The sequence below is a fragment of the Bdellovibrio bacteriovorus genome, assembly GCF_025558485.1.
In the GTDB taxonomy this organism is placed as follows: Bacteria; Bdellovibrionota; Bdellovibrionia; order Bdellovibrionales; family Bdellovibrionaceae; genus Bdellovibrio; species Bdellovibrio bacteriovorus_G.
In genome coordinates, this window is the sequence record NZ_CP102930.1 from 3,245,598 (window position 1) to 3,265,604 (window position 20,007).

General features: G+C 48.5%; 19 protein-coding genes. 10 read left to right on the plus strand and 9 right to left on the minus strand.

Translation table 11 applies throughout. From position 1 onward, the window contains the following. The first annotated feature begins 47 nt into the window (after window positions 1-47). A complete protein-coding gene (locus EZJ49_RS15840) occupies window positions 48-1,034 on the plus strand; it encodes a hypothetical protein (protein WP_262553244.1) in 987 nt (328 codons plus the stop codon). Further along, a complete protein-coding gene (gene recO / locus EZJ49_RS15845) occupies window positions 1,031-1,630 on the plus strand; it encodes a DNA repair protein RecO (RefSeq protein ID WP_262553245.1) in 600 nt (199 codons plus the stop codon). The genes EZJ49_RS15840 and recO overlap by 4 nt, the downstream gene beginning before the upstream one ends. Before the next feature lie 3 nt (window positions 1,631-1,633). On the opposite strand, the gene EZJ49_RS15850 is transcribed toward recO, so the two are convergent. Then, window positions 1,634-2,518, minus strand: coding sequence for a tyrosine-type recombinase/integrase (locus tag EZJ49_RS15850; protein WP_262553246.1), 885 nt, complete (start codon window positions 2,516-2,518; stop codon window positions 1,634-1,636). Window positions 2,519-2,706: 188 nt separating this feature from the next. Between EZJ49_RS15850 and EZJ49_RS15855 the strand changes: the two genes are divergently transcribed. Continuing rightward, entirely contained in the window at window positions 2,707-3,765 is a 1,059-nt protein-coding gene (locus EZJ49_RS15855) for a sigma-54 interaction domain-containing protein (protein WP_262553247.1), read from the plus strand. Window positions 3,766-3,820: 55 nt separating this feature from the next. Here the strand turns inward: EZJ49_RS15855 and EZJ49_RS15860 are convergent, their stop codons facing one another. Next, entirely contained in the window at window positions 3,821-4,714 is an 894-nt protein-coding gene (locus EZJ49_RS15860) for a trypsin-like serine peptidase (protein WP_262553248.1), read from the minus strand. A 132-nt stretch (window positions 4,715-4,846) separates the two neighbouring features. Continuing rightward, complete coding sequence (locus EZJ49_RS15865; RefSeq protein WP_262553249.1) at window positions 4,847-6,286, minus strand: hypothetical protein; 1,440 nt, start codon at window positions 6,284-6,286, stop codon at window positions 4,847-4,849. A gap of 173 nt (window positions 6,287-6,459) precedes the next feature. On the opposite strand from EZJ49_RS15865, the gene EZJ49_RS15870 reads away from it, so the two are divergent. Both EZJ49_RS15870 and EZJ49_RS15875 read left to right on the plus strand, forming a co-directional pair. Next, window positions 6,460-7,251 carry a DUF4423 domain-containing protein gene (locus EZJ49_RS15870; RefSeq protein WP_262553250.1) on the plus strand — a complete coding sequence of 264 codons (792 nt, stop codon included), beginning with the start codon at window positions 6,460-6,462 and terminating at the stop codon, window positions 7,249-7,251. Between the two features lies 1 nt (window position 7,252). Then, complete coding sequence (locus EZJ49_RS15875; RefSeq protein WP_262553251.1) at window positions 7,253-7,900, plus strand: hypothetical protein; 648 nt, start codon at window positions 7,253-7,255, stop codon at window positions 7,898-7,900. Here the strand turns inward: EZJ49_RS15875 and EZJ49_RS15880 are convergent. Beyond that, entirely contained in the window at window positions 7,887-8,495 is a 609-nt protein-coding gene (locus EZJ49_RS15880; RefSeq protein ID WP_262553252.1) for a M15 family metallopeptidase, read from the minus strand. The genes EZJ49_RS15875 and EZJ49_RS15880 overlap by 14 nt on opposite strands. A gap of 182 nt (window positions 8,496-8,677) precedes the next feature. On the opposite strand from EZJ49_RS15880, the gene EZJ49_RS15885 reads away from it, so the two are divergent. After that, window positions 8,678-9,775, plus strand: coding sequence for a hypothetical protein (locus EZJ49_RS15885; RefSeq protein ID WP_262553253.1), 1,098 nt, complete (start codon window positions 8,678-8,680; stop codon window positions 9,773-9,775). A gap of 73 nt (window positions 9,776-9,848) precedes the next feature. Here the strand turns inward: EZJ49_RS15885 and EZJ49_RS15890 are convergent, their stop codons facing one another. Next, on the minus strand, window positions 9,849-10,496 hold the full coding sequence (locus EZJ49_RS15890; protein WP_262553254.1) for a TetR/AcrR family transcriptional regulator: 648 nt from the start codon (window positions 10,494-10,496) through the stop codon (window positions 9,849-9,851). Window positions 10,497-10,668: 172 nt separating this feature from the next. Here EZJ49_RS15890 and EZJ49_RS15895 point away from each other — a divergent pair, with 172 nt between their 5' ends. Genes EZJ49_RS15895 through EZJ49_RS15905 form a run of 3 tightly spaced genes read left to right on the plus strand, consistent with a single transcriptional unit; the run spans window position 10,669 to window position 15,910 of the window. Continuing rightward, window positions 10,669-12,111 carry a TolC family protein gene (locus EZJ49_RS15895; RefSeq protein ID WP_262553255.1) on the plus strand — a complete coding sequence of 481 codons (1,443 nt, stop codon included), beginning with the start codon at window positions 10,669-10,671 and terminating at the stop codon, window positions 12,109-12,111. Window positions 12,112-12,113: 2 nt separating this feature from the next. After that, a complete protein-coding gene (locus EZJ49_RS15900) occupies window positions 12,114-15,329 on the plus strand; it encodes an efflux RND transporter permease subunit (RefSeq protein ID WP_262553256.1) in 3,216 nt (1,071 codons plus the stop codon). 59 nt (window positions 15,330-15,388) lie between these two features. Then, window positions 15,389-15,910 (plus strand): MarR family winged helix-turn-helix transcriptional regulator, encoded by a 522-nt coding sequence (locus EZJ49_RS15905; protein ID WP_262553257.1) that lies wholly within the window; start codon window positions 15,389-15,391, stop codon window positions 15,908-15,910. A gap of 67 nt (window positions 15,911-15,977) precedes the next feature. Here EZJ49_RS15905 and EZJ49_RS15910 read toward each other — a convergent pair whose 3' ends face one another. From EZJ49_RS15910 to EZJ49_RS15920, 3 genes are all read right to left on the minus strand, one after another. After that, window positions 15,978-17,159: a mechanosensitive ion channel family protein gene (locus tag EZJ49_RS15910; protein WP_262553258.1), complete on the minus strand. Its 1,182-nt coding sequence runs from the start codon at window positions 17,157-17,159 to the stop codon at window positions 15,978-15,980. A 97-nt stretch (window positions 17,160-17,256) separates the two neighbouring features. Further along, window positions 17,257-18,405: an aminotransferase class V-fold PLP-dependent enzyme gene (locus EZJ49_RS15915; RefSeq protein WP_262553259.1), complete on the minus strand. Its 1,149-nt coding sequence runs from the start codon at window positions 18,403-18,405 to the stop codon at window positions 17,257-17,259. 64 nt (window positions 18,406-18,469) lie between these two features. Further along, a complete protein-coding gene (locus EZJ49_RS15920; protein ID WP_262553260.1) occupies window positions 18,470-18,775 on the minus strand; it encodes a hypothetical protein in 306 nt (101 codons plus the stop codon). Between EZJ49_RS15920 and EZJ49_RS15925 the strand changes: the two genes are divergently transcribed. Beyond that, window positions 18,732-19,175 carry a hypothetical protein gene (locus tag EZJ49_RS15925; protein ID WP_262553261.1) on the plus strand — a complete coding sequence of 148 codons (444 nt, stop codon included), beginning with the start codon at window positions 18,732-18,734 and terminating at the stop codon, window positions 19,173-19,175. The genes EZJ49_RS15920 and EZJ49_RS15925 overlap by 44 nt on opposite strands. Before the next feature lie 23 nt (window positions 19,176-19,198). Here EZJ49_RS15925 and EZJ49_RS15930 read toward each other — a convergent pair whose 3' ends face one another. Beyond that, on the minus strand, window positions 19,199-19,975 hold the full coding sequence (locus EZJ49_RS15930; RefSeq protein WP_262553262.1) for a hypothetical protein: 777 nt from the start codon (window positions 19,973-19,975) through the stop codon (window positions 19,199-19,201). Window positions 19,976-20,007 lie beyond the last annotated feature (32 nt).

Below are 20,007 nucleotides of genomic sequence, written 5' to 3' on the forward strand. Positions count from 1 at the left end.
TTGTCGCACTCTCTTTTATAAGAGAATCTGCTATCTTCAATCACAGTATGCTCATCGATGTTGTGCGCCCTGAAACCTGGGAAGAATTGAACGATCAAGTTAAATCCTATTTGGGTCTGGCGCCACGGGTTCGTGCCCGTGTTTATAACGGCTTGTCACAGGCTGTGTACGAAATCTCGCAAAGCACAGCTCAGTTTATGTCTCACAAAAAAGCCATCGGGGTGATTCTGGGGCAGACCTCCGCGTTTGAAGGATTGCTGGGATACTACTACAAGGAAACCTACGAGGTTCACACCCGGTCACACATGCAAATCACTGATGTCAAAGAGTGGGTGGAAAGCCTGAAGAAAGACACCTGCTTCGTTCTGTTTAGTGAAGACCATCCCGTCACCGGCGAGCTGTATCCCTTTGCCGAGGAGTTGGATCGTCTGCTGAACGAGAAAAGAATTTTCTCGTTCCGTGTCTCTCACTTTCAGCATTTCTATGACAATTCCGAGATTCGACCGTATTCGGTTCGACTCTGTTCTTATGAGCCTCAGGCAGCGGTGGCCGTTGTCGGGGAAAGATTCCGGTCTCCATCGATGATGGCTCACAATATGAGCTGGGACGGGGTGGACTTTGTTTCTGTTCTGGAAAAATCCAGAGTGGGAAGAACTCAGAATCCTCTGTTGGTGGAGCAGGTTGAAAAAGATCTTTCTGCTGTTGCCACGCCTTATTTTCAACCCGGACAGATGCGCTTAACTGACCGGGCGGTGTGTGTGTTTAAGGACGTCAGTGCTGAAGCGCTGGCACAGACTATCTTTCAACGCCTTGGCGTGACTGCGGAGGAAGGCTGGCGTCAACTAGCGACCACCAACATGTGTCACTGGTCGGTGGTTAAAATGTTTCATCACTGGTGGGAACCTGCTCCGAGTCTTGAAACGCTGCGCGGGTTACTGATTATCGGTTCAGATTTTTTGAACACAAAAGACTTTGCCAAGACGGTGATATCTTCGTATGAAGATATCAAATCCCAGCAAAGTTGGAATGTGTGACCCAGGCGCAGAATCGTTTTATTATCCTGAAAAAAATGAAATACGGAGAATCCGATCTGATTCTGCATGCGATTTCCGTTCAAGGGGAAAAGCTGTCCTTTATTGCGCGCGGAGCTTTAAAAAGTAAAAAGCGCTTTGGCGGCGGCGTTCTGGAGCCCACTCACTTTGTCAGCTTCACTTATAAGCAGTCCTCCGAAGAGGGCAAAATGCATGTTCTGCAAGAAGCCACTTTGGTGAATGATTTTGTCGGGCTGCGCACGGACTATGACCGTCTGGAGCTGGCCTTGCATATCCTTGAGTGTGTCAGCAAAGTCAGTCAGGAAGGGGATAAGAATTCTGAATTCCTATTCAACCTTCTGGGCCATACTTTGCGCGCGCTTGAAAATGCGCAGGACCCCTTGGTTGTGAAGATGCATTTCTATCTGAAGTTCCTGTTGCAACAAGGGGTGGTGGATGCCGAACCGTGGATGGCGCCGTTCCTAAAGACCAATCTGGCGGATTCCAATCAGCTCGTGTCCTACCGTCAGGTGGTCGATGACGAACTGTACAATGTGGAACAGATGGTTCGCCATTACATTGAGCATGCGACGCTATAGAACTTATTTGCCTTTGCCGAGGGGATGCAGATTTTCCATCGTGCGGGCCAGTTGATCAATTCCCAAGTGAGTGTATTTCTCTGTGGCTTGCAGGCTTTCGTGGCCCAGCAGTTCTTGCAGGGTTCTTAAGTTCGCTCCGCTGCTTAACATATGTGTGGCAAAGCTGTGGCGAAGCGCATGCGGATGTAAAGGCTTCAGCAATCCCGCACGCACACCACTTTGGCGGACCATCTCATAAGCGGTTCGGGAGTTCAGGGGTTTTTCACCCAGAACATATTCGTTGAAGGAACTTTCCTTTTTCCACTTCGTTAAAACTTGCACAGTGAGTGAGGGCAGGGCCACGACGCGCTCTTTGGAACCCTTTCCGGTGACTCGCAAAACCTTCTGGGAAAGATGCACTTCGTTCCATTTCAGGTTGCAGGCTTCACTGACTCGCAAACCGCCGCCGTATAAAAGCAGAAACAGAACTTTTTCCCGCAGGGGAACGTTGTCTTCGGTGTCGAAGCTTTTTAAGACGGCCAGTGCCTCATCCACACTCACAAAGTGGGGCAGCTTCTTCGGGACTTTAGGGCAGGTGATCTGCAGGGAGAGGTCTTTCTCTGTCAGACTTTCCTCGAAAGCCCAGGAAAAGAAGCTCTTCAGGGTTGCGGCCTTGCGATTGCGCGAGGCCAGGGACAGGTGCGCCCAGTGGTTGAAAGCCCCTCGTGCTGTTGAAAGTAATTCGGACTCCGAAATTGATTTGGACTTAACTGAGGGATTTTCATAATCAAAAGCCTGCTTTAAATCCAGGCTGTAGTGCTTGATAGTCAAGGGCGAAGCAGACTTAATAAAAGTCATGTATTTCAGGTATTTATCTATATTTTCGGAAAGCCTGAATGCCTTCGCCATAGCCCTGAAAATCCCTATATTAGGGCTCACACCCTAAAAAAAAGTTAACGTCATGCATTATTTTTATTGCAAATACTACACGACCAAAGTTATAACTCAATGCGTTGTCGCGGCGTATCAAGTTGAGATATTCAAAATGAGACGCCCACCCAAGTTTAAATAAAGTACGTAAACCGAAAGGTGGAGCTATGAACGAAAACAACTCAACGACTGTTTTGCCCTCTTCTCAGAATGCAAACCAAGTTATGTGGAACACAAATCAAACTTCCAAAGTGGTGGAAAACAAGACCATCGTCTATCAGTCTGAAGTGATGGGCAGTTTGATGAAGATGATCGACCGCGTAGCTCCGTCCCAGGCAAACATCCTTGTGTTGGGTGAGTCCGGTACCGGTAAAGAGTTGATCGCTCGTGCTATCCATGAGCGTTCTGGTCGTAAGAACAAACCGTTTGTTGCCATCAACTGCGGTGCTCTTCGCGAAACATTGCTTGAGTCTGAATTGTTCGGTCATGAAAAAGGTTCCTTCACAGGTGCTTACAACCGCAAGATCGGTTTGGCTGAAGCGGCTAACGGTGGGACCTTGTTCCTGGATGAAATCGGTGAATTGGATCCGGCGATTCAGGCGAAACTTCTTCGCTTCATTCAAGAGGGTGAAGTTTACCGTGTTGGTGGCAAAGACCCAATCAAAGTTGATATTCGTCTGATCTGTGCGACGAACCGTGAACTGGATCAGGAAGTGACTCGTGGCAACTTCCGTGAGGACTTGTTCTACCGTATTAACACAATCGTGGTAAGTGCTCCGCCACTGCGTCGTCGTAAGGAAGATATTCCGGCATTGGTGAATCACTTCCTGAACAATTCCCAGCACGCGTACCTGAACCGTGGACGTTCTGTAAATGAAGAAGCGATGAAAGCTCTGGTTCGTTACGAGTGGCCGGGTAATATCCGTGAACTTCAGAATGTTTGTGAACGTTTGCAGATCCTGTCTGATGGTCACATGATCATGCTGAATGATGTCCCAGAAAATATCCGTAATGGCGAAACGGAAAAAGATGTGATTGCTTATGACCCGGCAATGACTTTGCACGAGCTTGAAAAGCGTTACATTCTGAAAGCGTTAGCTCACTTTGGTGGCAACAAAACTCAGGCTGCAAACAACCTGGGTATTACGATCAAGACGCTTTATAACAAACTTCATGAGTACGGCGAATTTGAAAAGTTCGCGGTTCACACAAAGCCGATGAAATAGTTCTTTGACTGGCTGCCCGGAGTGGTTTCTCTCTCTTTCCACTCCGGGCTTTTTTTTATTCAGATGTGCCGCTCTTGATTTTTGCAAGGGCCTTGATGATAAACGAGATATGGGTGATATGCTCCCCATTGCAAGAGTCGTCAGGACAGCGATTAGTGACATTGCAGCGTCTGGCTCTGTCGTATCTAAAGTCATCATCACCACGCACCAAAATACCATTTACTTCGTTTGTTTCCGCATTGAATACGGCCGATCCTGAATTTCCACTGAAGGTGTCCAAATTGGCTACAAAATAATCAGAATATGAGGTTCTGACAGTGGCGTTGTCAGCGACTTTGGTTGGCAGGCCCGAAGGGTAACCAATGGCGTAAAGAGTGTCGCCGGCCTGTGCTGAACGGGCTTGCAGGCGAAGGGGTTTGCGACCTTTTACGGGACGATTAAGGCGAATGAGTGCATAGTCTGCTGCATCACTGAGTTTGCGTTCGATAATTTTTTTGCAGGAATAGACGTCATCATAGCTGGAAAACTTTGGCCCGACATGGGCGTTGTCCATTTTATAATCAAAGACAAAATAAAAGCTGTTGCAGGAATTTGCAGAAAGAATGCAATGTCCTGCCGTGACCAACAGATCTTCGCCCACCAGAAAGCCAGAGCAGTCGGACAAGGCGGGTTGATCAATGAATCTTTCCTCTGGACAGAGTTTTTTTTCATGCCCCAGAGTGGAGCCCTTGTGATAGTAACCATTTGAATCATTATTTTGAAGATGCTCCTTGCCGATAAGTGCCGCAGTAGAGGCGGCGACAGCGCGGACTTCCTCTTTTTGAACTTCATACAGATCGGAACGATTGTCGTCGCCGTAAATCCCCATGGGGGTAATAGGTGCAAAACCTGTGGAAAGAATGGATACGGCGGCTAAAGCGAGGGATCTTTTCAAAATATTTGCTTTCATGGCGCTCCTTTGGGATATGACTGGGAGTCTCCTATCCAAAGCTGCTATCCGACAAATAAAATCTGCCCCATTTCTTGTTAAGATTGTCTTTTCGCCGCATCACGATGTACCGATGCTCGTGTTTCAGAACTATTACTTATAAGTACAGCGGAAACCGACAGAGCCTCCCACCGGATAAGCCGGATCATAACCCATGTAAGCCGCAAAAATTCCTGCCGAATCCCCATAGGTGGCATTGCCCCCACGAATCACCACTTTGTTATAGTCATAGAAATTATGTTTTCCGAAGCCGCAGTAGTTGTTGCTGGCTGGTGCCGCGCAGACTGTGTCATTGCCATAATCGGACTGACGGCGGTCACCTGCGGTAAGGGAGGCAACATAGCCCCCGACATTTGTAGTTCCGAAACCGTCATTTTCCAAAACCATTTCATGCCGGTTCCCTGCGAAGTCCCAAATGACTTCGCCATTGGAAAGCACATGTGTGCGGCGTTGATTGTTATATACAGTGGAATTGCAAGTCTGTCCGGTGCCAGCGCAGCCATCGTTGTCATCTGTGCTGGCGACCAGCGCATCAAAAGGAGTGCTGTCGCTGTGGCCGCGACTGATTTCCCCGCTGTAGGCAACACCACCGGACCAGTTGGCATCGACATCCGCGATATTGCGGGCGATGGTTTGCCATTGATAATTGGTGATGAGTGAATAGCGACTGCCGCTTTCCTTGCAGGCAGCATCGGCAGCAGCACGAGTTAGATTCCCCCAAGGGACCACGGCCGCAGTGGAAACAGCTTTGGTCCCATCCTGTTTGGCTTCGTATTTCATCACGCAGAAATCAGAGGCGGAATATCCAGCCAAAGCGGGCACGCGGACATAGCCTAAAGGACAAGTTAAAGGCGCTTGATACTGAAAGGCGGGGCCGGAGACGATCGTGCTGACATTGCCGGCATTGTCAGTCACGCGCACCGAGGCGTAGTAGTTTACGCCATCCTGTAAAGTCAGACTCTCAAATGTTTTCGAGGATTCTGCAGTTATATCCCACGCCACCAGATTGTCGGAGCCTGCGGTTGTGCCCAGCGCAATTTCGTAATGGTGAATTCCCGAGTGTCCGTCGCTGGCTCCGGTCCAGGAAATGGCAGGGGATGTATCAGGCGTGGCAGCCGAAGGACTGTTTGAAATAACTGGCGGCGTTGGGCGGACATCGTCGAACATTTTTTGCAGGGTGTTTGAAGGTGAGTTGCCATATCCATCAGTACCGGTAACGGAACCGGCTTTGACTGAAACGCTGACGACTCCGGCTAATTGCGGAGTGATGGCGATGAGGTAGCTCTTGCCTGATCCGGTGATGATGGCGGTTCCATTTATCAAATTGAGATCCTCAGCATCGAACCCTGAAATCTCGCTGGAAAATTCTGCGCTCACCATAATGGGGGATATATTGGTATTATCTTGTGACGAGCTGGTTAAAACCACTTCGGGCGTTTTAAGGCTTTGTTCCATACGGCGAAGCATTTCCGCATCCAATGTGCAGCCGGTAAGAAGGATTCCTGCAAAGAGGACCCACAAACGTACCATCATAACCCACCTCACTCTGTAATTTTCTTATCGGCGGGCCTTTCTCGCGCCTCAGCGTTTTGGAGCACTAGATCGACTGTTCGGTCTTTTTATGCTCCAAATTGGCCGACTTATGCGGAGCAGTTATATAAAATCCATCTTGAAGGATGTGGCCTGTATTTATAGGATCGCGGCAAATGCCGAATCAGAAATTTGCAACTTCCAAAGATGTTCTGTTGTTCGACTACAACAGTAAAAAAAGTAAGAACTCCCGTTTTTCCAAACGTTCTTATGCCAAGCTTCTGGGGATTTCCAGCGGACGTTTGACTGAAATTCTTAATGGCAAGGCGCCGCTGACGGAAAAGAAAGCCCAGTCAATTGTCAATAAGCTGGGACTTGAACCCTATGAAAAGCAATACTTCCTGCGTCTGGTGGAAAATGAAAATTTACAGCGCACAGAACGCCGCGGGCGCAGTCGGTATGAAGGCGTTGCTCCGCGCCGTCTTAAAATGGACGAAGTGGTGTTGGTGCAGGATTGGGAATACTTTGCCTTGATGTCTTTGATCGAGGTGTCCACGTTCAAATCAGACCGAAAGTGGATCGCGAAAAAGCTGGGGCTTAGTTTGGCGCGCACGGATGAGGTTTTACAACGTCTGGTCAGCATGGGATTTGTGCGGATTGATCAGAATAACAAAATCAGCAATGTTCATCGTTCGATGTCCACTCTGACTGATATCCCGTCAGAGGCTTTGCGTAAGGCCAATGCCAGTTGCATTTTACAGGGGCTGGAAAAAATGAACACGGTGGACGTTCTAAGTCGCGATATCACCTCCATGACTTTCCCGGTGGATTTGCAAAACCTGAAAGAGGCCAAGAAGCTGATTCGCGAATTTAAAAGTAAAATGGCACGTGTGATGAAGCGGGGAAAGACCTCTGAAATTTACAATCTGAATGTGCAGCTTGTGCCTGTGTCCGAGCTGGGGGTGTAGAATGAAATGTCTTGTTACTTTTATACTGTTGCTAAGCGGATTTAACTCCTGGGCGGGTGGCGAAGGGGTTTTTGATCGCGGCAATGGCGGTGACGTTGTCATTTGCAATTCTGAAGAGGGCCCACGTTATCAGTTGTTGGACATGTATGAACTTAAGCAGCGGGGTTTTTCGCTTTGGTCTTATGCGACTATGGAAACCTCGGCGTCGGAACTGCTGAATCAGGTGTTGAATCGCCTGTCCAGAAGGCATCCTCAGTTTGTTCGTGAGCTTCGATATGAGCTGTTTCTTTTTACAAGCGAAGTGAAGTTTATTTCTGGCAGGTTACCGAATGTGCAGGACGAAGGGCACTACGTTCTGGAAGAAGGTTGCTATCTGGAGCAGTTGGCGGTGCAGTGGACTGAAAAATCCTCTTTTGGCCGCCGCTATGATATCTCGCTTGATCTGTGGGATAAGCTGGATGCAAAAAACCAGGCGGCTTTAATTCTGCATGAACTGGTTTATCGACTGGTGATTAAGAAAAGCAAACATCCCGGCGTGAAAACTTCAGTTGAATTTCGCACCTATGTGGCCCTGTTCTTTTCCGAAGAGTACGAGTGGGCAGAATCGGAAATTGATCTGCCACCGACAATCTGGCCTATTCCAAGATAGGATGCTTTTCGTAAACATGTTCTTTTGGCAGGGCATTGAAGTGCCACCATTCGTGGTCAAGAACCTTGAAGCCCTGATCTTCCAGAAGCTTTCTTAGCAGCAGGCGATTTTCCAGTTGAGCCGGCGTCAGTTCGCCGGTTTTTATAAAATGCCCTTCCAGCTTTGGCTGTGCAATATCGCGGAAGTCATCGAAGTACGTTCCCATATCCAGCAGTTCCCCTTCTTTTGTTTGCAGGGTCACATCCAGGGCCATGCCGAAATTGTGTAAAGATCCGGGGTAAGGGTTTGCGACGTAGCTTTGAAAAGGTGTTCCTGCCAAAAAGTCAAAAAAACGGGCCTGGATACTGCGGGGGCGCAGGGCATCCCAAATACGAAATTGCAGGTGAGGCTGATCTTTGCGCAGTACTTCGCAGGCTTTTAGAAACATCCTGCCGGCAACCGGAGACATAAAGCAGCGCTGGAAGCCTGCATAGATATCCTCTTTCATAAAGTTGTCGGTCGTGGCGTATTTCAGATCTAAAACCACCTCAGAGGAAGGCTTGATTTCCATGAAGTTTTCTTCAATCCATTGGGTGCGGGTATAGAATGAGTTCATGCCTGAAAGGCTACCTGAGATAAGCCCCGGTTTCATCTAAATATCTGAAATATATGGGGGGAGGGCGGCGCAAAACGGCATCTTTGTCTAAGAGCTATCCATGGAAATTCTATCAGATCGTCTTAATTTGAGAGGGCTTTGGCGCACGGGTTGCATTTCCACCCGTGAATGTCGAGGTTTCTATGAAACGATATGTACTTACAATGTCCGTTATCATGGCTTTTTCAAGTGTTTCTCACGCTTGGTGGGGCAAAAAGAAAGAAGCGCCTGCGCCAGCTCCGCAGCGATCTGCCACGGTTTATGACCAGATGGCCTGTGCTGATGACTTGTATTCCCGTATGGGGATCTTTTCATCCACAGCAGAGGCTGTTTGTCGTGTGAACAGATTTGACCGTCAGTTCCAGCAATGCGTGGTTGATGTTGTATTGGAATTGGATAACGCAAACTTGGACGGATCAGCATTGTCAGAGCAGGAACGGTATTCTTTGCCGGCGGCCCAGGCCTGTCAAATGGCGAACTCCAGTGATTTCGGTATGTGTGTTTCCAGGTTGTTCCTGTATGGCGGGCAGTATCTGGATGATGGAGCTCGTCTGTGCCAGATGCAGAACCAGAGATTGAATGATTGTATCGTGGATGAATTCCGTCGCTCCAACGGGGATGCCCAGCGCGCGGTTAAAGTGTGCCGTGCTCAGCATGATCCGGCAGAACGCGCTCGTATTGAGGCGGAAAAACGCCGTATCGAAGCCGAAAGAAAAGCGGCTGAAGAAAGACGTCGTCAGGAAGAATTGCGCCGTCAGCAGGAAGAGCAGCGCAAGCAAGAGGAAAAACGCCGTCAGGAAGAAGCCCGCAAACAGGAAGAAAAAAGACGTCAAGAGGAAGAGCGTCGCCGTCGTGAAGACGTCGTAGTTCAACCGGAGCTGCCGAAGCCAGGATCGTCTTCTGGCTCTTCTTCCGGATCTTCTCAGAATCAGGAAGACAAGCGTCGTCAGGAAGAGGTTCGTAAGCAGCAGGAACAACAGCGCAAACAGGAAGAGCAACGCAAGCAGAACGAGCAGCAGACAAAACAGCAGCAAGAGGAAAAGAAACGTCAGGAAGAAGAACGTAAGAGCAAGGAAGAAGAAGAGCGTAAACGTAAAGAAGAGCAGGAAAAGAAAGACAAAGAGAATGGCTCTCAGTCTGGTTCCGGCTCTGGAACGGGTTCTGGCAAGCCGCCGAAGACTCCGCCACCACCAGTCGCAGATGACGGTGGTGTGATCACGGATCTGCCAATTCCACAATAACTGCCAAGTAAAAACAAAAAAGCCCACTTGATGAAAGTGGGCTTTTTTTTATTGATTGCCAGTATTTCTTTTGTTAACTGCGGTAGCCCTGTGTATAGCGGCTGACAAAGCGACGGGCGCGGGCAAGCACTTCTTTTTCCGGAACTTCTGCCAGAATCATATCGAAAAGAAAAACGCCATGCAGGTAGGCTTCCAGATCCTGACAGATATCATTTAGATCAACGGACTTTGGAATCTTGCCTCCGTTCTGCAGAACCTCAAGCCGTTTGAGCAGATTTGGGTCTGAGAACATGGGGATTCTTTCCAGTGCTTTTTTGCGGAATTTATTATCGGTCAGGCATTGCACGATGATGATCTTGCCCAGACAGTCGCGGTCGTCTTTGGTGCTCAATTTAAAGATGATATAGTTTTCAAGTTCAGCGGCCAGATTTTCCTGTGCAGAATAGGGCAGTTCTTCACTGCGCAGGTCTTCGATGAATCTTTCAATAATAGAAAGCAGCAGTCCTTCTTTTCCGTCAAAGTAACGGCCGATCAAGGATTCGTTTACGTCCGCTTTTTTCGCGATCATTTTGGTGGTTGCGCCACTGTAGCCGTGCTTGGAAAAGATCTCGATTCCAGCGGAAATCAAACGTTCTTCGGATGCAGAACGATCACGCTTTTTGCCCTTTTGACTCTCAGCACCTTCGTCTGGTGTGGTCTTAAGTTGAGATGTTTCAGACATGGAATAGCCCCCTAAATACCTAAAATCACTGTATATAGAATACTGTATCATAAGGTCATTTGGTATTCAATTAAGTAATTGATTGCATACTTATAAGTGTTGGGGTACTTATTTGTATGTAAGCGATTACATATTCAACCAGTTAGTTAATAGGACTTTGGAGAAACTCAGTATGGAAAACAAGAAGATCATACATTGGGGAGCAAAGCTTCTCATATGTGGGACTCTTTTGCATGGAACGGCTGCTTCAGCCCTCACGCTCAATGAGTACCTGGAACAAGTAAAGAGTGGAAGCTCCGCCTACAAGGGCAGCGCCGAACAATCAGAAGGTGCAGAGCTAAAAGCTCGTGAAGCAGATTTGATTTTCACTCCAAAGTTGTTTGCGGAAGCACGCATCGGTTCTGACGGAAAACCCGGCAATCCGAAAATGTATGATGAAGTGAAAAGCCAATACTACTCCCTGGGTGTATCACAACAGTTCAGTTTCGGTCTTCAAACCAAACTATATTATGATATGAGCCGCACGGAGTTTGAAGGTCTGGCACCGACGTCTCCGATCAGTCCGCAGAAGTATTGGGATGCAACTCCGAAATTGGAATTGGCAATGCCATTGTGGGGGAACGGCTTCGGGCGTACCGCTCAGGCGAATGAAGAAGCTCTTCGCGCGCAGAACATTGCAGAGAAATTTGCAGGTCAGGGACAATCCCTGAATATTCTTGCTGGTGCGGAAGCAGCTTATTGGAAGCTGGCTGCCTGGCAGGATGTTGTGACCATTCAAGAGCAGGCCAAACAAGCCGCGCAAAATATTCTGGATTACGTTGCCAAGAAAAGAAAAATGAATCTGGGTGAAGACGCCGATGTGATTCAGGCACGTGCTCTGGTTGAAGCCCGCACTTTGGAATTGCAGATGGCGAACAACGAAAAGCTGGAAGCGCAACGCTCTTTTAATAAGTTCCTGAACCGTGAGGCCTACGCCCAGGTCGAGACTTTGGAGAAAGTGAACTACAAGGCCCTGGAGGCTTTGACTGTTCCTGAAAAGCGTCCGGGCACCCGTGCTGATGTGGAAGCCACCAATGCTCAGTTGGCAGCAGCCAAGGCTTCTGCGGTTCTGACTTTGGAACGCAACCGTCCGACTTTGGATGTGTATGCCAATTATTCTTTGAACGGTCGTGATGAGGAGTTCAACGAGGCTTTGAAAAATGCAGGTAAAACCGAGCAGGACACTGGCTTTGTGGGGATTCGTTTCAGCATGCCTTTGAACATTTCTGCCGCTGGCGACACGAAAGCCGGTGCAAAAAAGGCGGAACGTGCGGCCGAGCTGAATCGTGAGTACGCATACTACGCGCAAGAGCAGGACTGGATCAATCTGACCCGCAACTTGCAGGATGCCCGTGACAACCTTCGTTTGTTGGCTCGCATTGAAGATGCTCAGAAGGCCAAGCTGGAAGCTGAGCGCACTCGTTTGCGTCAGGGCCGTACAACGACGTATCAAGTATTGTTGTTTGAGCAGGACTATTCTCAGTCCGCATTGAGCAAAGTAAAATTAGCAGCAAATATTCTTGGTCTGCAGGCTCAGATCAAGCTTTACCAAGCCTCTCCTGAAGGAGGGAACTAGCCATGAGTTTACCTAAGTTATCCATCAGTCGTCCGATTTTCATCACGTGCGTGACCATCGCCATGGTTGTGGTGGGCTGGGCCTCTTTCAAATCCATGTCTGTGGATTTGTATCCGGATGTGTCCATTCCGGTTGTAACTGTGCAAACAGTTTATGCCGGTGCGGGTCCTGCCGAAATTGAAACTCTGGTCAGTCGTCCTATCGAGGAAGAGGTCAGCACCATTTCCGGTATTAAACGTCTGACTTCCAAGTCTCTGGAAGGTGTGTCCCAGGTTATCGTGGAGTTCAACAGCAGCGTGGACGTAAAACATGCTGAACAGGAAGTGCGCGATAAGGTAAATATCGCCAAGGCAAAACTGCCTGACGAAGTGGAAGATCCACTGATCAAACGTTTTGACCCGGCCGATACGCCAATTTTGACAGTGTCTTTGACTGCCAAAGACCTTGGGGATGCCCAGCTGTTTGATATCGCGGACCAGTTTGTGAAGCCTCGTCTTGAACAGGTTCAGAACGTGGGCGCGATTGAAATTCTTGGTGGTCGTGAACGTGAAATTCACGTGCTTTTAGACCGTAAAAAACTGAAAGCCCGCGAGATTTCTGTGACTCAGGTGGCAGGTCAGGTCGGGGCTTCCGGTCAGAACATTCCATCCGGTAAAGTAAATCAGGGCGAAAAAGAGCTGGTATTCCGTGGTCTGGGGGAGTTTTCCTCAGTGCCGGAAATTTCTGACACTCTGGTGAACCTGTACGGAAACGAAGTGCCAACACGTGTGGCGGATCTGGGTGTTGTTGTTGACACCCTGGCCGATGAAAAATCACGTGCTTATGTTGATGGTGAAAAGTCCCTGTTCCTTCAGGTTTATCGTCAGTCCGGTTCCAACACTGTCAAAGTGGCTCAGGACGTAATCAAACAGATGAACCGTATCAAGCCAGAACTTGATAAAATGGACGGAGCCCCTGTGGTGGCAGTGATGACTGATGCCTCCATCAAAATCTCCAACAACCTGTATGACGTTTATGAAACGATCATCATTGGTATTATTCTGACAGTTATCACTGTGTTCTTCTTCCTGGGAAGTCCGCGCTCAACCTTTATCACGGCTTTATCTGTTCCAATTTCTTTGATTGGTGCATTTATGGTTATGAAGGTGGCGGGATTCTCTATCAATATCGTTTCGATGCTGGCTTTAACTTTGGCTGTGGGTCTTTTAATCGATGATGCCATCGTGGTTATTGAAAATATTTATCGTCGTATGGAGCTGGGTGAAGAATCCCTGACTGCGGCGGAAAAAGGGACCACGGAAATCCAGATGGCCGTTATGGCGATCACGCTGGTTGTTATCGCGGTGTTCGTGCCAGTGGGTACAATGTCCGGTACTATCGGTCAGTTCCTGAAGCAGTTCGGTATGACAGTGGTATTCTCCATGGCCATCAGTTGGTTTGTGGCGATGACATTGATTCCGATGCTGACAGCTTACTTTGGTGGTTCCGGTCATCATGGTGGCAATCACAATGATCACAAGCCTGCAGGCGTGTACGACAAAACTTTGGGCCGAATGGTAAAAGGTTTCGACCGCTTCCAGTCCTGGCTTGAAAACATGTACGAAAAGCTTTTAAAGGTTTCTTTGGATTGGCCAAAGGTCACCATCGGTTTGACGGTGATGGTGTTCTTCCTAAGTATCTATACAGTGACAAAAGTTCCTGGCGCGTTCATCTCGGACGACGACAGTGGTGAGTTCACAGTGACTTTGGAATTGCAGCCGGGCACAAGTTTGGATGGTACGGAAGAAGTGGCTCGGCAGGTGGATAAGATCCTTCATGACAACCCTGAAGTCAGCTTTACAACGATGATCGTGGGCAGCTTGTATGGTGAGTCCAACAAGGCCAGCTTCTATGTTCGTATGAAAGATGGCAAAGAGCGCGGTGTTCTGACGACAGAACAGTTCCGTGACAAAGTCCGCGGTCAGTTGACGCATCTTTCATCCGCCAACCCGGTTGTTAAGAAATATGATGCAACTGGTGGTATGGGGCAGCAGCCGTTTATCTTGAATATCATTTCTGCGGACCCGGTGGAGCTTGAACAAGCCGGTACGAAAATGTTTGAACTTTTGAAGAAGGATGCACGTCTAAAGGACGTGGACTCCAACTATCGCCCGGGTAAACCTGAAATGCAGGTTCATCTGAAACCCGGGGCAGCCAAGGCTTATGGTATCAATACATCGACCATGGGTTCTGAACTGCGTGCGCAGGTGGAAGGTTTCACACCAGCGAAGTTCCGTGAAAAGGGACGCGAGTACGAAGTCCGTGTTCGTCTGAAAGAGGACCAGCGTGACCTGCTGAAAACGTTTAACGACGTTTATATCCCGAACGTGAACAGAAAACTGGTTCGTTTGAGCGATATTGCCAAAGGTGACCTGGAATCCGGCCCGGCTTCGATTGAACGTCAGGACCGTGGTCGTTATATCCAGATCACTGCGGGCCTGGCTCCGGGTGTGGGGTTGAGTGAGGTTGTGAACTCTGCGGTGGCGGCAATGACCACGGGTGAAAATGCCCTGCCTCCAAGTGTTCGCTTCGGATTCGGTGGTGATGCGGAAAACATGCAGGAACTGATGACGTCCACAGTGATGGCATTAGGTTTTGCGATTCTGTTCATCTACCTGATTCTGTCGAGCTTGTATGAGTCATTCATCACACCAATTACGATCATGGTGGCGTTGCCACTGGCTCTGTGTGGTGCGTTCCTGGCGCTGTTCCTGACGGGCGAGATCTTGACGATCTTTGCGATCTTCGGATTCTTCATGCTGATCGGGGTGGCTGGTAAGAATGGTATCCTGCTTGTGGACTTTGCCAAGCAGATGATGGAAGAAGGCAAAAACCGTCGTGAGGCTTTGATTATGGCCGGTAAGACGCGTCTTCGTCCGATCTTGATGACGTCCTTTGCATTGATCGCCGGGGTTGTTCCGGTGGCGATCGGTATGAATGCGGCATCCAAGACCCGTACGGCGATGGGGGTTGCGATCATCGGGGGTATGATTTCCTCCACGATCCTGACTCTGATTGTGGTTCCGGCGGTGTTTACGTATGTGGATAGATTCCGTGTGTGGGCGAACAACTTCGGTGCGCGCTTCACTTCCCAGAAGAAAATGGAAGTGGAACCCCGCGAAGCGGTCGTTGAAGAAAAAGTCAGCAAGTCTGACGACGGAATGGTTCCAGTGAAATAGTTTATGACAAGGCGGGACCAGATATGTCCCGCTTGCTTTTAGAATTTGTTGGAGGCCTTATGGCGAAACTTTTTATCCAAGACATCCCTTCTGAGGAGGAAGTTCAAGCTTCTGTCCTGAGTCTTAATTCTGCTGTGGATTCTGCAGCGGCTCTGTATTCCAATCTTCTGTTCATGAAGGTGGCCAGCGAAATTGAAAACAGCCTTGATAGCTTGCTTGCCAAGTACAATCTGTCTTCGGGACGCTTTATGTTGTTGTTCATGCTTCGTAATTCTCCGGCGGGTTTGCGCCCCTCTGAGCTTGCGAATCAGGTTGGTGTCACCCAAGCCACGATTTCAGGTTTGATCAATAGCCTTGAAAAAGCTGAATTGGTGGTTCGTGAAGGACATCAATCAGACGGTCGTTCTTTTGTGATCAAGCTGGCTCCTAAAGGCGAGCAGCTGATTCAGGAGATCTTCCCGCAATGGTATCCGCGAGTGGTGAATTTCTGGAATGTGATTTCCGAACAGGAAAAAGGTTCCATGAACGGCCTGCTGGCCAAGATGATTCAAAACAAATCTGCCTTAACTCCAAGAGGCTAAAACAAAAAAAAAGGCCGTCGAAAGACGGCCTTTTTCTTTTTAAAAAGTAGAGAGTTGGTGAAATGCTTTAAAAGCTTGGGATCGTGCTTTTATTCCCGTCACGATTTGAAATATAGTGTGGGGACATGATTTCAATACCGGCTTTCGCGCATTCTTCTTGAATATGACAGTTTAAGTCGGATGAAATTTGCCGTAGGGATTTGGGCTCCGACGTCCAGATATTCAGTTCATAGGCCACATTAAAGTCATTAAGGCTTGTTTGTAAGACAAAAGGAGCGGGTTGCGCCAAAACTCCGCGGGTTCTTTGGGCGGCTGCCAGAAGGGTTTTGTGGACCTGATCCCATGGGACATCGTATCCGATAGTGACACTGACAGAGGAGGAAACACCTTGGCTGTCGGCTTGGAAGCTGAAGTTGGTGATGTGATTTGAAAGAATCATGGCGTTGGGAACTGTGACATCCAGATTTTGAGCCGTCCGAATTCTTGTCACCAGCAGATTCTTTTCAAGAACGTCTCCGACGATGTCGGCAATTTTCACACGGTCCCCAAGACGGAAGGGGCGCATATAGGTAATCACCAGGCCTGACATAACATTGCTGATCGCAGACGAGGAACCCAGGGAAATCAAGACCCCCAGAAATACGGACAGTCCCTTGAATGCCGCCGAATCTGATCCTGGAATGTACGGAAAGCACACGACCATAAAGATCACAAATACCAAAATACGGGCAAGTTGATAAGTTGGTTCAGCCCAGTCAGCGTGGAATCCATTAATGTGAATGCTTTCATCTTTGATTGAGTCAAAGATGAACTTCAGGGCCTTCAAAAGATAGTGTGCAACAGCCGCAATCACCATAATGAAAATGAGGTTGGGAAGCACTGAGACTGCTCCGGCACCCAACCAGCGTAAAGGCGTCAGAATGAAGTCGATGATTTGAGATGACCACGACTGTGTATAGGGAATTGCCAGAAGTATGGCGGTCCCCAGCAGGTAAATCAGACTTAAGCGGACAAAGAAAACAATCAGGCTTAAGACACCCATGAAAGTCTTGTTGATAACTTTTGTATCAAACACCAAAAGCCTTTTTTCTTTAAGAGTGGTCAGGCGACTGGTGATGTAAGTTTGAAGGGTTTCTTCACCTTTGCGTTTTGCAAATGTGATCACTCGCCAGAGAATGGCGAAAAGAATCAGAAGGAGTGCTGCCTTCAAAAGAGACCACGCAAGGGCAGAGTCAATTTGGATGTTCATTGTATCCTTTCGGTATAGCTGAAGAATCAAAGGGGAAGTTTAGAATACTTGTGGGGGTGATTCAAGTTCGGCCCCGCGGCAACCCGGGGCCGCTGTCTTAAATGCGGCGGATAAGTTCTTGAATGTCCTGTTCATCGTGATACAGCCCGAATCCAAAACGCAGGCGATTACCCCGGGAATCTGTTTTAATGCCTTTGCTGGCAAGCTCTTTCACCATCTTTTGTGTGTCTTCCGTGGAAGGCAGTTCAAATGTCAGGAAGTGACCATGGTGATCCGGGTTGTGCATAAGAACTTTGGATCGTTGTAACAGGGGATGGGACTTCCCGGAAAGTTTCTGTAAAAACAACATTTGATTTCTGTGCACCCATTGATGAATGGCTTCGGTGGTCAGACCTTCTTTTTTAAAAGTTTCCAGTGTGGCAATCAGGCGGTAAAGCCCTGAAAAATCCATGGTGCTGCCAGCGTATTGAAGGGCGTCGGTCGGATAGCCCACTTCATTTCCCACCGCAGACAGATGTGACAGTTCGGCAAACCAGCCTGTAAACAGCGGACGGTGGCGGGTGCTGGAAGGCACATACAGAAAACAAGCCCCTTCGCCGCCTTGGGCGTATTTGTAAGAACCGGCAAGATAGAAGATTCTTTCTTGCACAGAGCTTAAATCCGTCGGCACAGCCATAAAGGCATGATATCCATCAACCACGACTATGGCAGATGCCGGGGCCTTGGCCACCAGACGGGGAATGTCCGCCACCAGGCCAGAGTTAAAGAACACCTGACTGAAGAATACCAGATCCCAGCTTTCAGAAAGCAGAGCTGCTTCAAAGCGTTCATGGAAAGTTTCAAAGGGCAGGGTCGGAATCTTGACCACTTCAAATTCGGCCATTTCAGAAAGGCGATTGATCTGACGGTCAAAGCTGTAGAACTCGGAATCTGTGGTCAGGATTTTCAGACTCTTTTTCCAATTCAGGGAACTGAGCAGACGAAAGACGAATTCATGGGTGTTCGGGGCAAAAACGATTTGTTCCGGACATGAGATCTTTAGTTGTTCGGCGATCAGCTTTTGCGCCTGGGGGATTTTCGTTGAAAAGATATAGCCCCATTTGTCGTCCACATATTTACAGGAATCATCCCAGTATTGCAGGTGGGCTTCACGGGAACAGTCCGGCCAGTAGTGATGGCTGTGACAGGCAAAATGCAGTTCAGAAGTGTGGGCGGCCAGAAATCTTTGATAGAGATGTTTGTACATGGCCTGATCATAATAAAAAAGGGAGTCAAAGACTCCCTTTTTTATTTAGCTGTGCGCGCAGCGACTAGAAGTAACCTTCGTCATCACCGAAGTCGTCGTCTTCATCATCGTCGTCGTCATCGCCATCATCATCTTTGGAAGTGATGTCGTCTTCAGCTTCTTCGTCCTCTTCTTCAAAGGAACCTTCCGCTTCTTCAGACTCTTCTTCGCCTTCGTCATCCCAGTCGTCGGATTCGTCAGTAACAGCTTCTTCCTCGATATCGATCATGCTGTCCATTTCTGTTTCGTCGTCAAAGTCAGCAGAGATTTCCTCGATAGCTGGTTTGATGATTTCAGTTGCAGCGATACCGCCAACAGCAGCTTTAGCCACTTTTTCTTTTTTAGGAGCGGCTGGCTTTTTAGCTGCTGGTTTTTTAGCTGCTGGTTTTTTTGCAGCAGGCTTCTTAGCAGCGGCTTTTTTAGTCGCAGGCTTTGCAGCTTTTTTAGTTACTTTTTTTGCAGCGGCTTTTTTAGGAGCAGCTTTCTTAGCAGGTTTGGCTGCTTTCTTTGGAGCTGCTTTTTTAGTCGCCTTTTTTTTAGCGGGCTTTGCAGCTTTCTTAGTTACTTTTTTAGCAGCAGCTTTTTTTGCAGGTTTCGCTGCTTTTTTAGCTACTTTCTTTGCCGGTTTTGCTTTTTTCTTTGCCATGATTCGCTCCCTGAAATGTCCTGGTTCAAAATGGAAATGCCCCCTTAGACTAGCGAGATTTAAGGGGGCAGGCAAATCAAAATAGATTTCTTGTGGGGACGGTCTTGCTTAGTTGATAATACCACTCAAGTGGTCATCAATGATCTTGGCCAGATCGTTAGGCAGTATGAAGGACAGGAAAAGCCCCCCATTGTAGCCCCCGGATTTAGGCACAATCGTCAAATACCCCAGCGTGCGAGTACCCGCCGCATTTTTCAGCGGGGAGGTCATCCCGAAATACTCTGGGAAAAAGGAACTTTCGACGAACATTCCGACCGCACTGACGCCGAAGTACAGGTACAGCTTGTTGCTGGAATTCTGATTCAGGCCCAGCCCTAGGGATGGAAGCTCTCCGCTTGGCATCATTGGCAAGGCATTGCCATTGGGAAGGCGGGAGGCTGGCAAGGTTGTAACCTTGTCCTTAACAATTAATCTTAACGGAATGCTAACTGCCACGCGGGCTTTTTGCTGGGAGTCCAGAACCGTTTTGATTTGGACACCTTTAACCTGTGGCACATCTATATAGAGCTGGCTAAATACACCCGGCAGGGGCAGATACAGAAGCAAAGCGTTGTTGGCCTTGTCCAGTGACATCACCTGTTCATTTTCATAAGCGCCACCGCCCACATGGGCTGACAATTCCAGTTTGTCATAGGCACTTGGCGGGGCCGGAGTCACCGGGGGAGTTTCCGTTCCCTGACCGGAGTTGTCTCCGCCACTGCTAGACCCTTGGCTGGTGTTACCGGTGCCACCCAGAGGTTCAAACCCTCCTTGGTTGCTGCAAGCTGCAAGAACTGCGGTTGCGAGAAGTGCCCCCATCAATCTTGCTGTTTTCGCCTTAGTCATATCGAACCTCCATGCTTCGTACATATTTTTCG

What these genes read in the sequence shown, in the direction of transcription:
- EZJ49_RS15840 (WP_262553244.1), top strand. Translation starts at nt 48, where the DNA reads ATGCTCATCGATGTTGTGCGCCCTGAAACCTGGGAAGAATTGAACGAT.
- EZJ49_RS15850 (WP_262553246.1), bottom strand. Translation starts at nt 2,518, where the DNA reads ATGGCGAAGGCATTCAGGCTTTCCGAAAATATAGATAAATACCTGAAA.
- EZJ49_RS15855 (WP_262553247.1), top strand. Translation starts at nt 2,707, where the DNA reads ATGAACGAAAACAACTCAACGACTGTTTTGCCCTCTTCTCAGAATGCA.
- EZJ49_RS15860 (WP_262553248.1), bottom strand. Translation starts at nt 4,714, where the DNA reads ATGAAAGCAAATATTTTGAAAAGATCCCTCGCTTTAGCCGCCGTATCC.
- EZJ49_RS15865 (WP_262553249.1), bottom strand. Translation starts at nt 6,286, where the DNA reads ATGATGGTACGTTTGTGGGTCCTCTTTGCAGGAATCCTTCTTACCGGC.
- EZJ49_RS15870 (WP_262553250.1), top strand. Translation starts at nt 6,460, where the DNA reads ATGCCGAATCAGAAATTTGCAACTTCCAAAGATGTTCTGTTGTTCGAC.
- EZJ49_RS15875 (WP_262553251.1), top strand. Translation starts at nt 7,253, where the DNA reads ATGAAATGTCTTGTTACTTTTATACTGTTGCTAAGCGGATTTAACTCC.
- EZJ49_RS15880 (WP_262553252.1), bottom strand. Translation starts at nt 8,495, where the DNA reads ATGAACTCATTCTATACCCGCACCCAATGGATTGAAGAAAACTTCATG.
- EZJ49_RS15885 (WP_262553253.1), top strand. Translation starts at nt 8,678, where the DNA reads ATGAAACGATATGTACTTACAATGTCCGTTATCATGGCTTTTTCAAGT.
- EZJ49_RS15890 (WP_262553254.1), bottom strand. Translation starts at nt 10,496, where the DNA reads ATGTCTGAAACATCTCAACTTAAGACCACACCAGACGAAGGTGCTGAG.
- EZJ49_RS15895 (WP_262553255.1), top strand. Translation starts at nt 10,669, where the DNA reads ATGGAAAACAAGAAGATCATACATTGGGGAGCAAAGCTTCTCATATGT.
- EZJ49_RS15900 (WP_262553256.1), top strand. Translation starts at nt 12,114, where the DNA reads ATGAGTTTACCTAAGTTATCCATCAGTCGTCCGATTTTCATCACGTGC.
- EZJ49_RS15905 (WP_262553257.1), top strand. Translation starts at nt 15,389, where the DNA reads ATGGCGAAACTTTTTATCCAAGACATCCCTTCTGAGGAGGAAGTTCAA.
- EZJ49_RS15910 (WP_262553258.1), bottom strand. Translation starts at nt 17,159, where the DNA reads ATGAACATCCAAATTGACTCTGCCCTTGCGTGGTCTCTTTTGAAGGCA.
- EZJ49_RS15915 (WP_262553259.1), bottom strand. Translation starts at nt 18,405, where the DNA reads ATGTACAAACATCTCTATCAAAGATTTCTGGCCGCCCACACTTCTGAA.
- EZJ49_RS15925 (WP_262553261.1), top strand. Translation starts at nt 18,732, where the DNA reads ATGATTTCAGTTGCAGCGATACCGCCAACAGCAGCTTTAGCCACTTTT.
- EZJ49_RS15930 (WP_262553262.1), bottom strand. Translation starts at nt 19,975, where the DNA reads ATGACTAAGGCGAAAACAGCAAGATTGATGGGGGCACTTCTCGCAACC.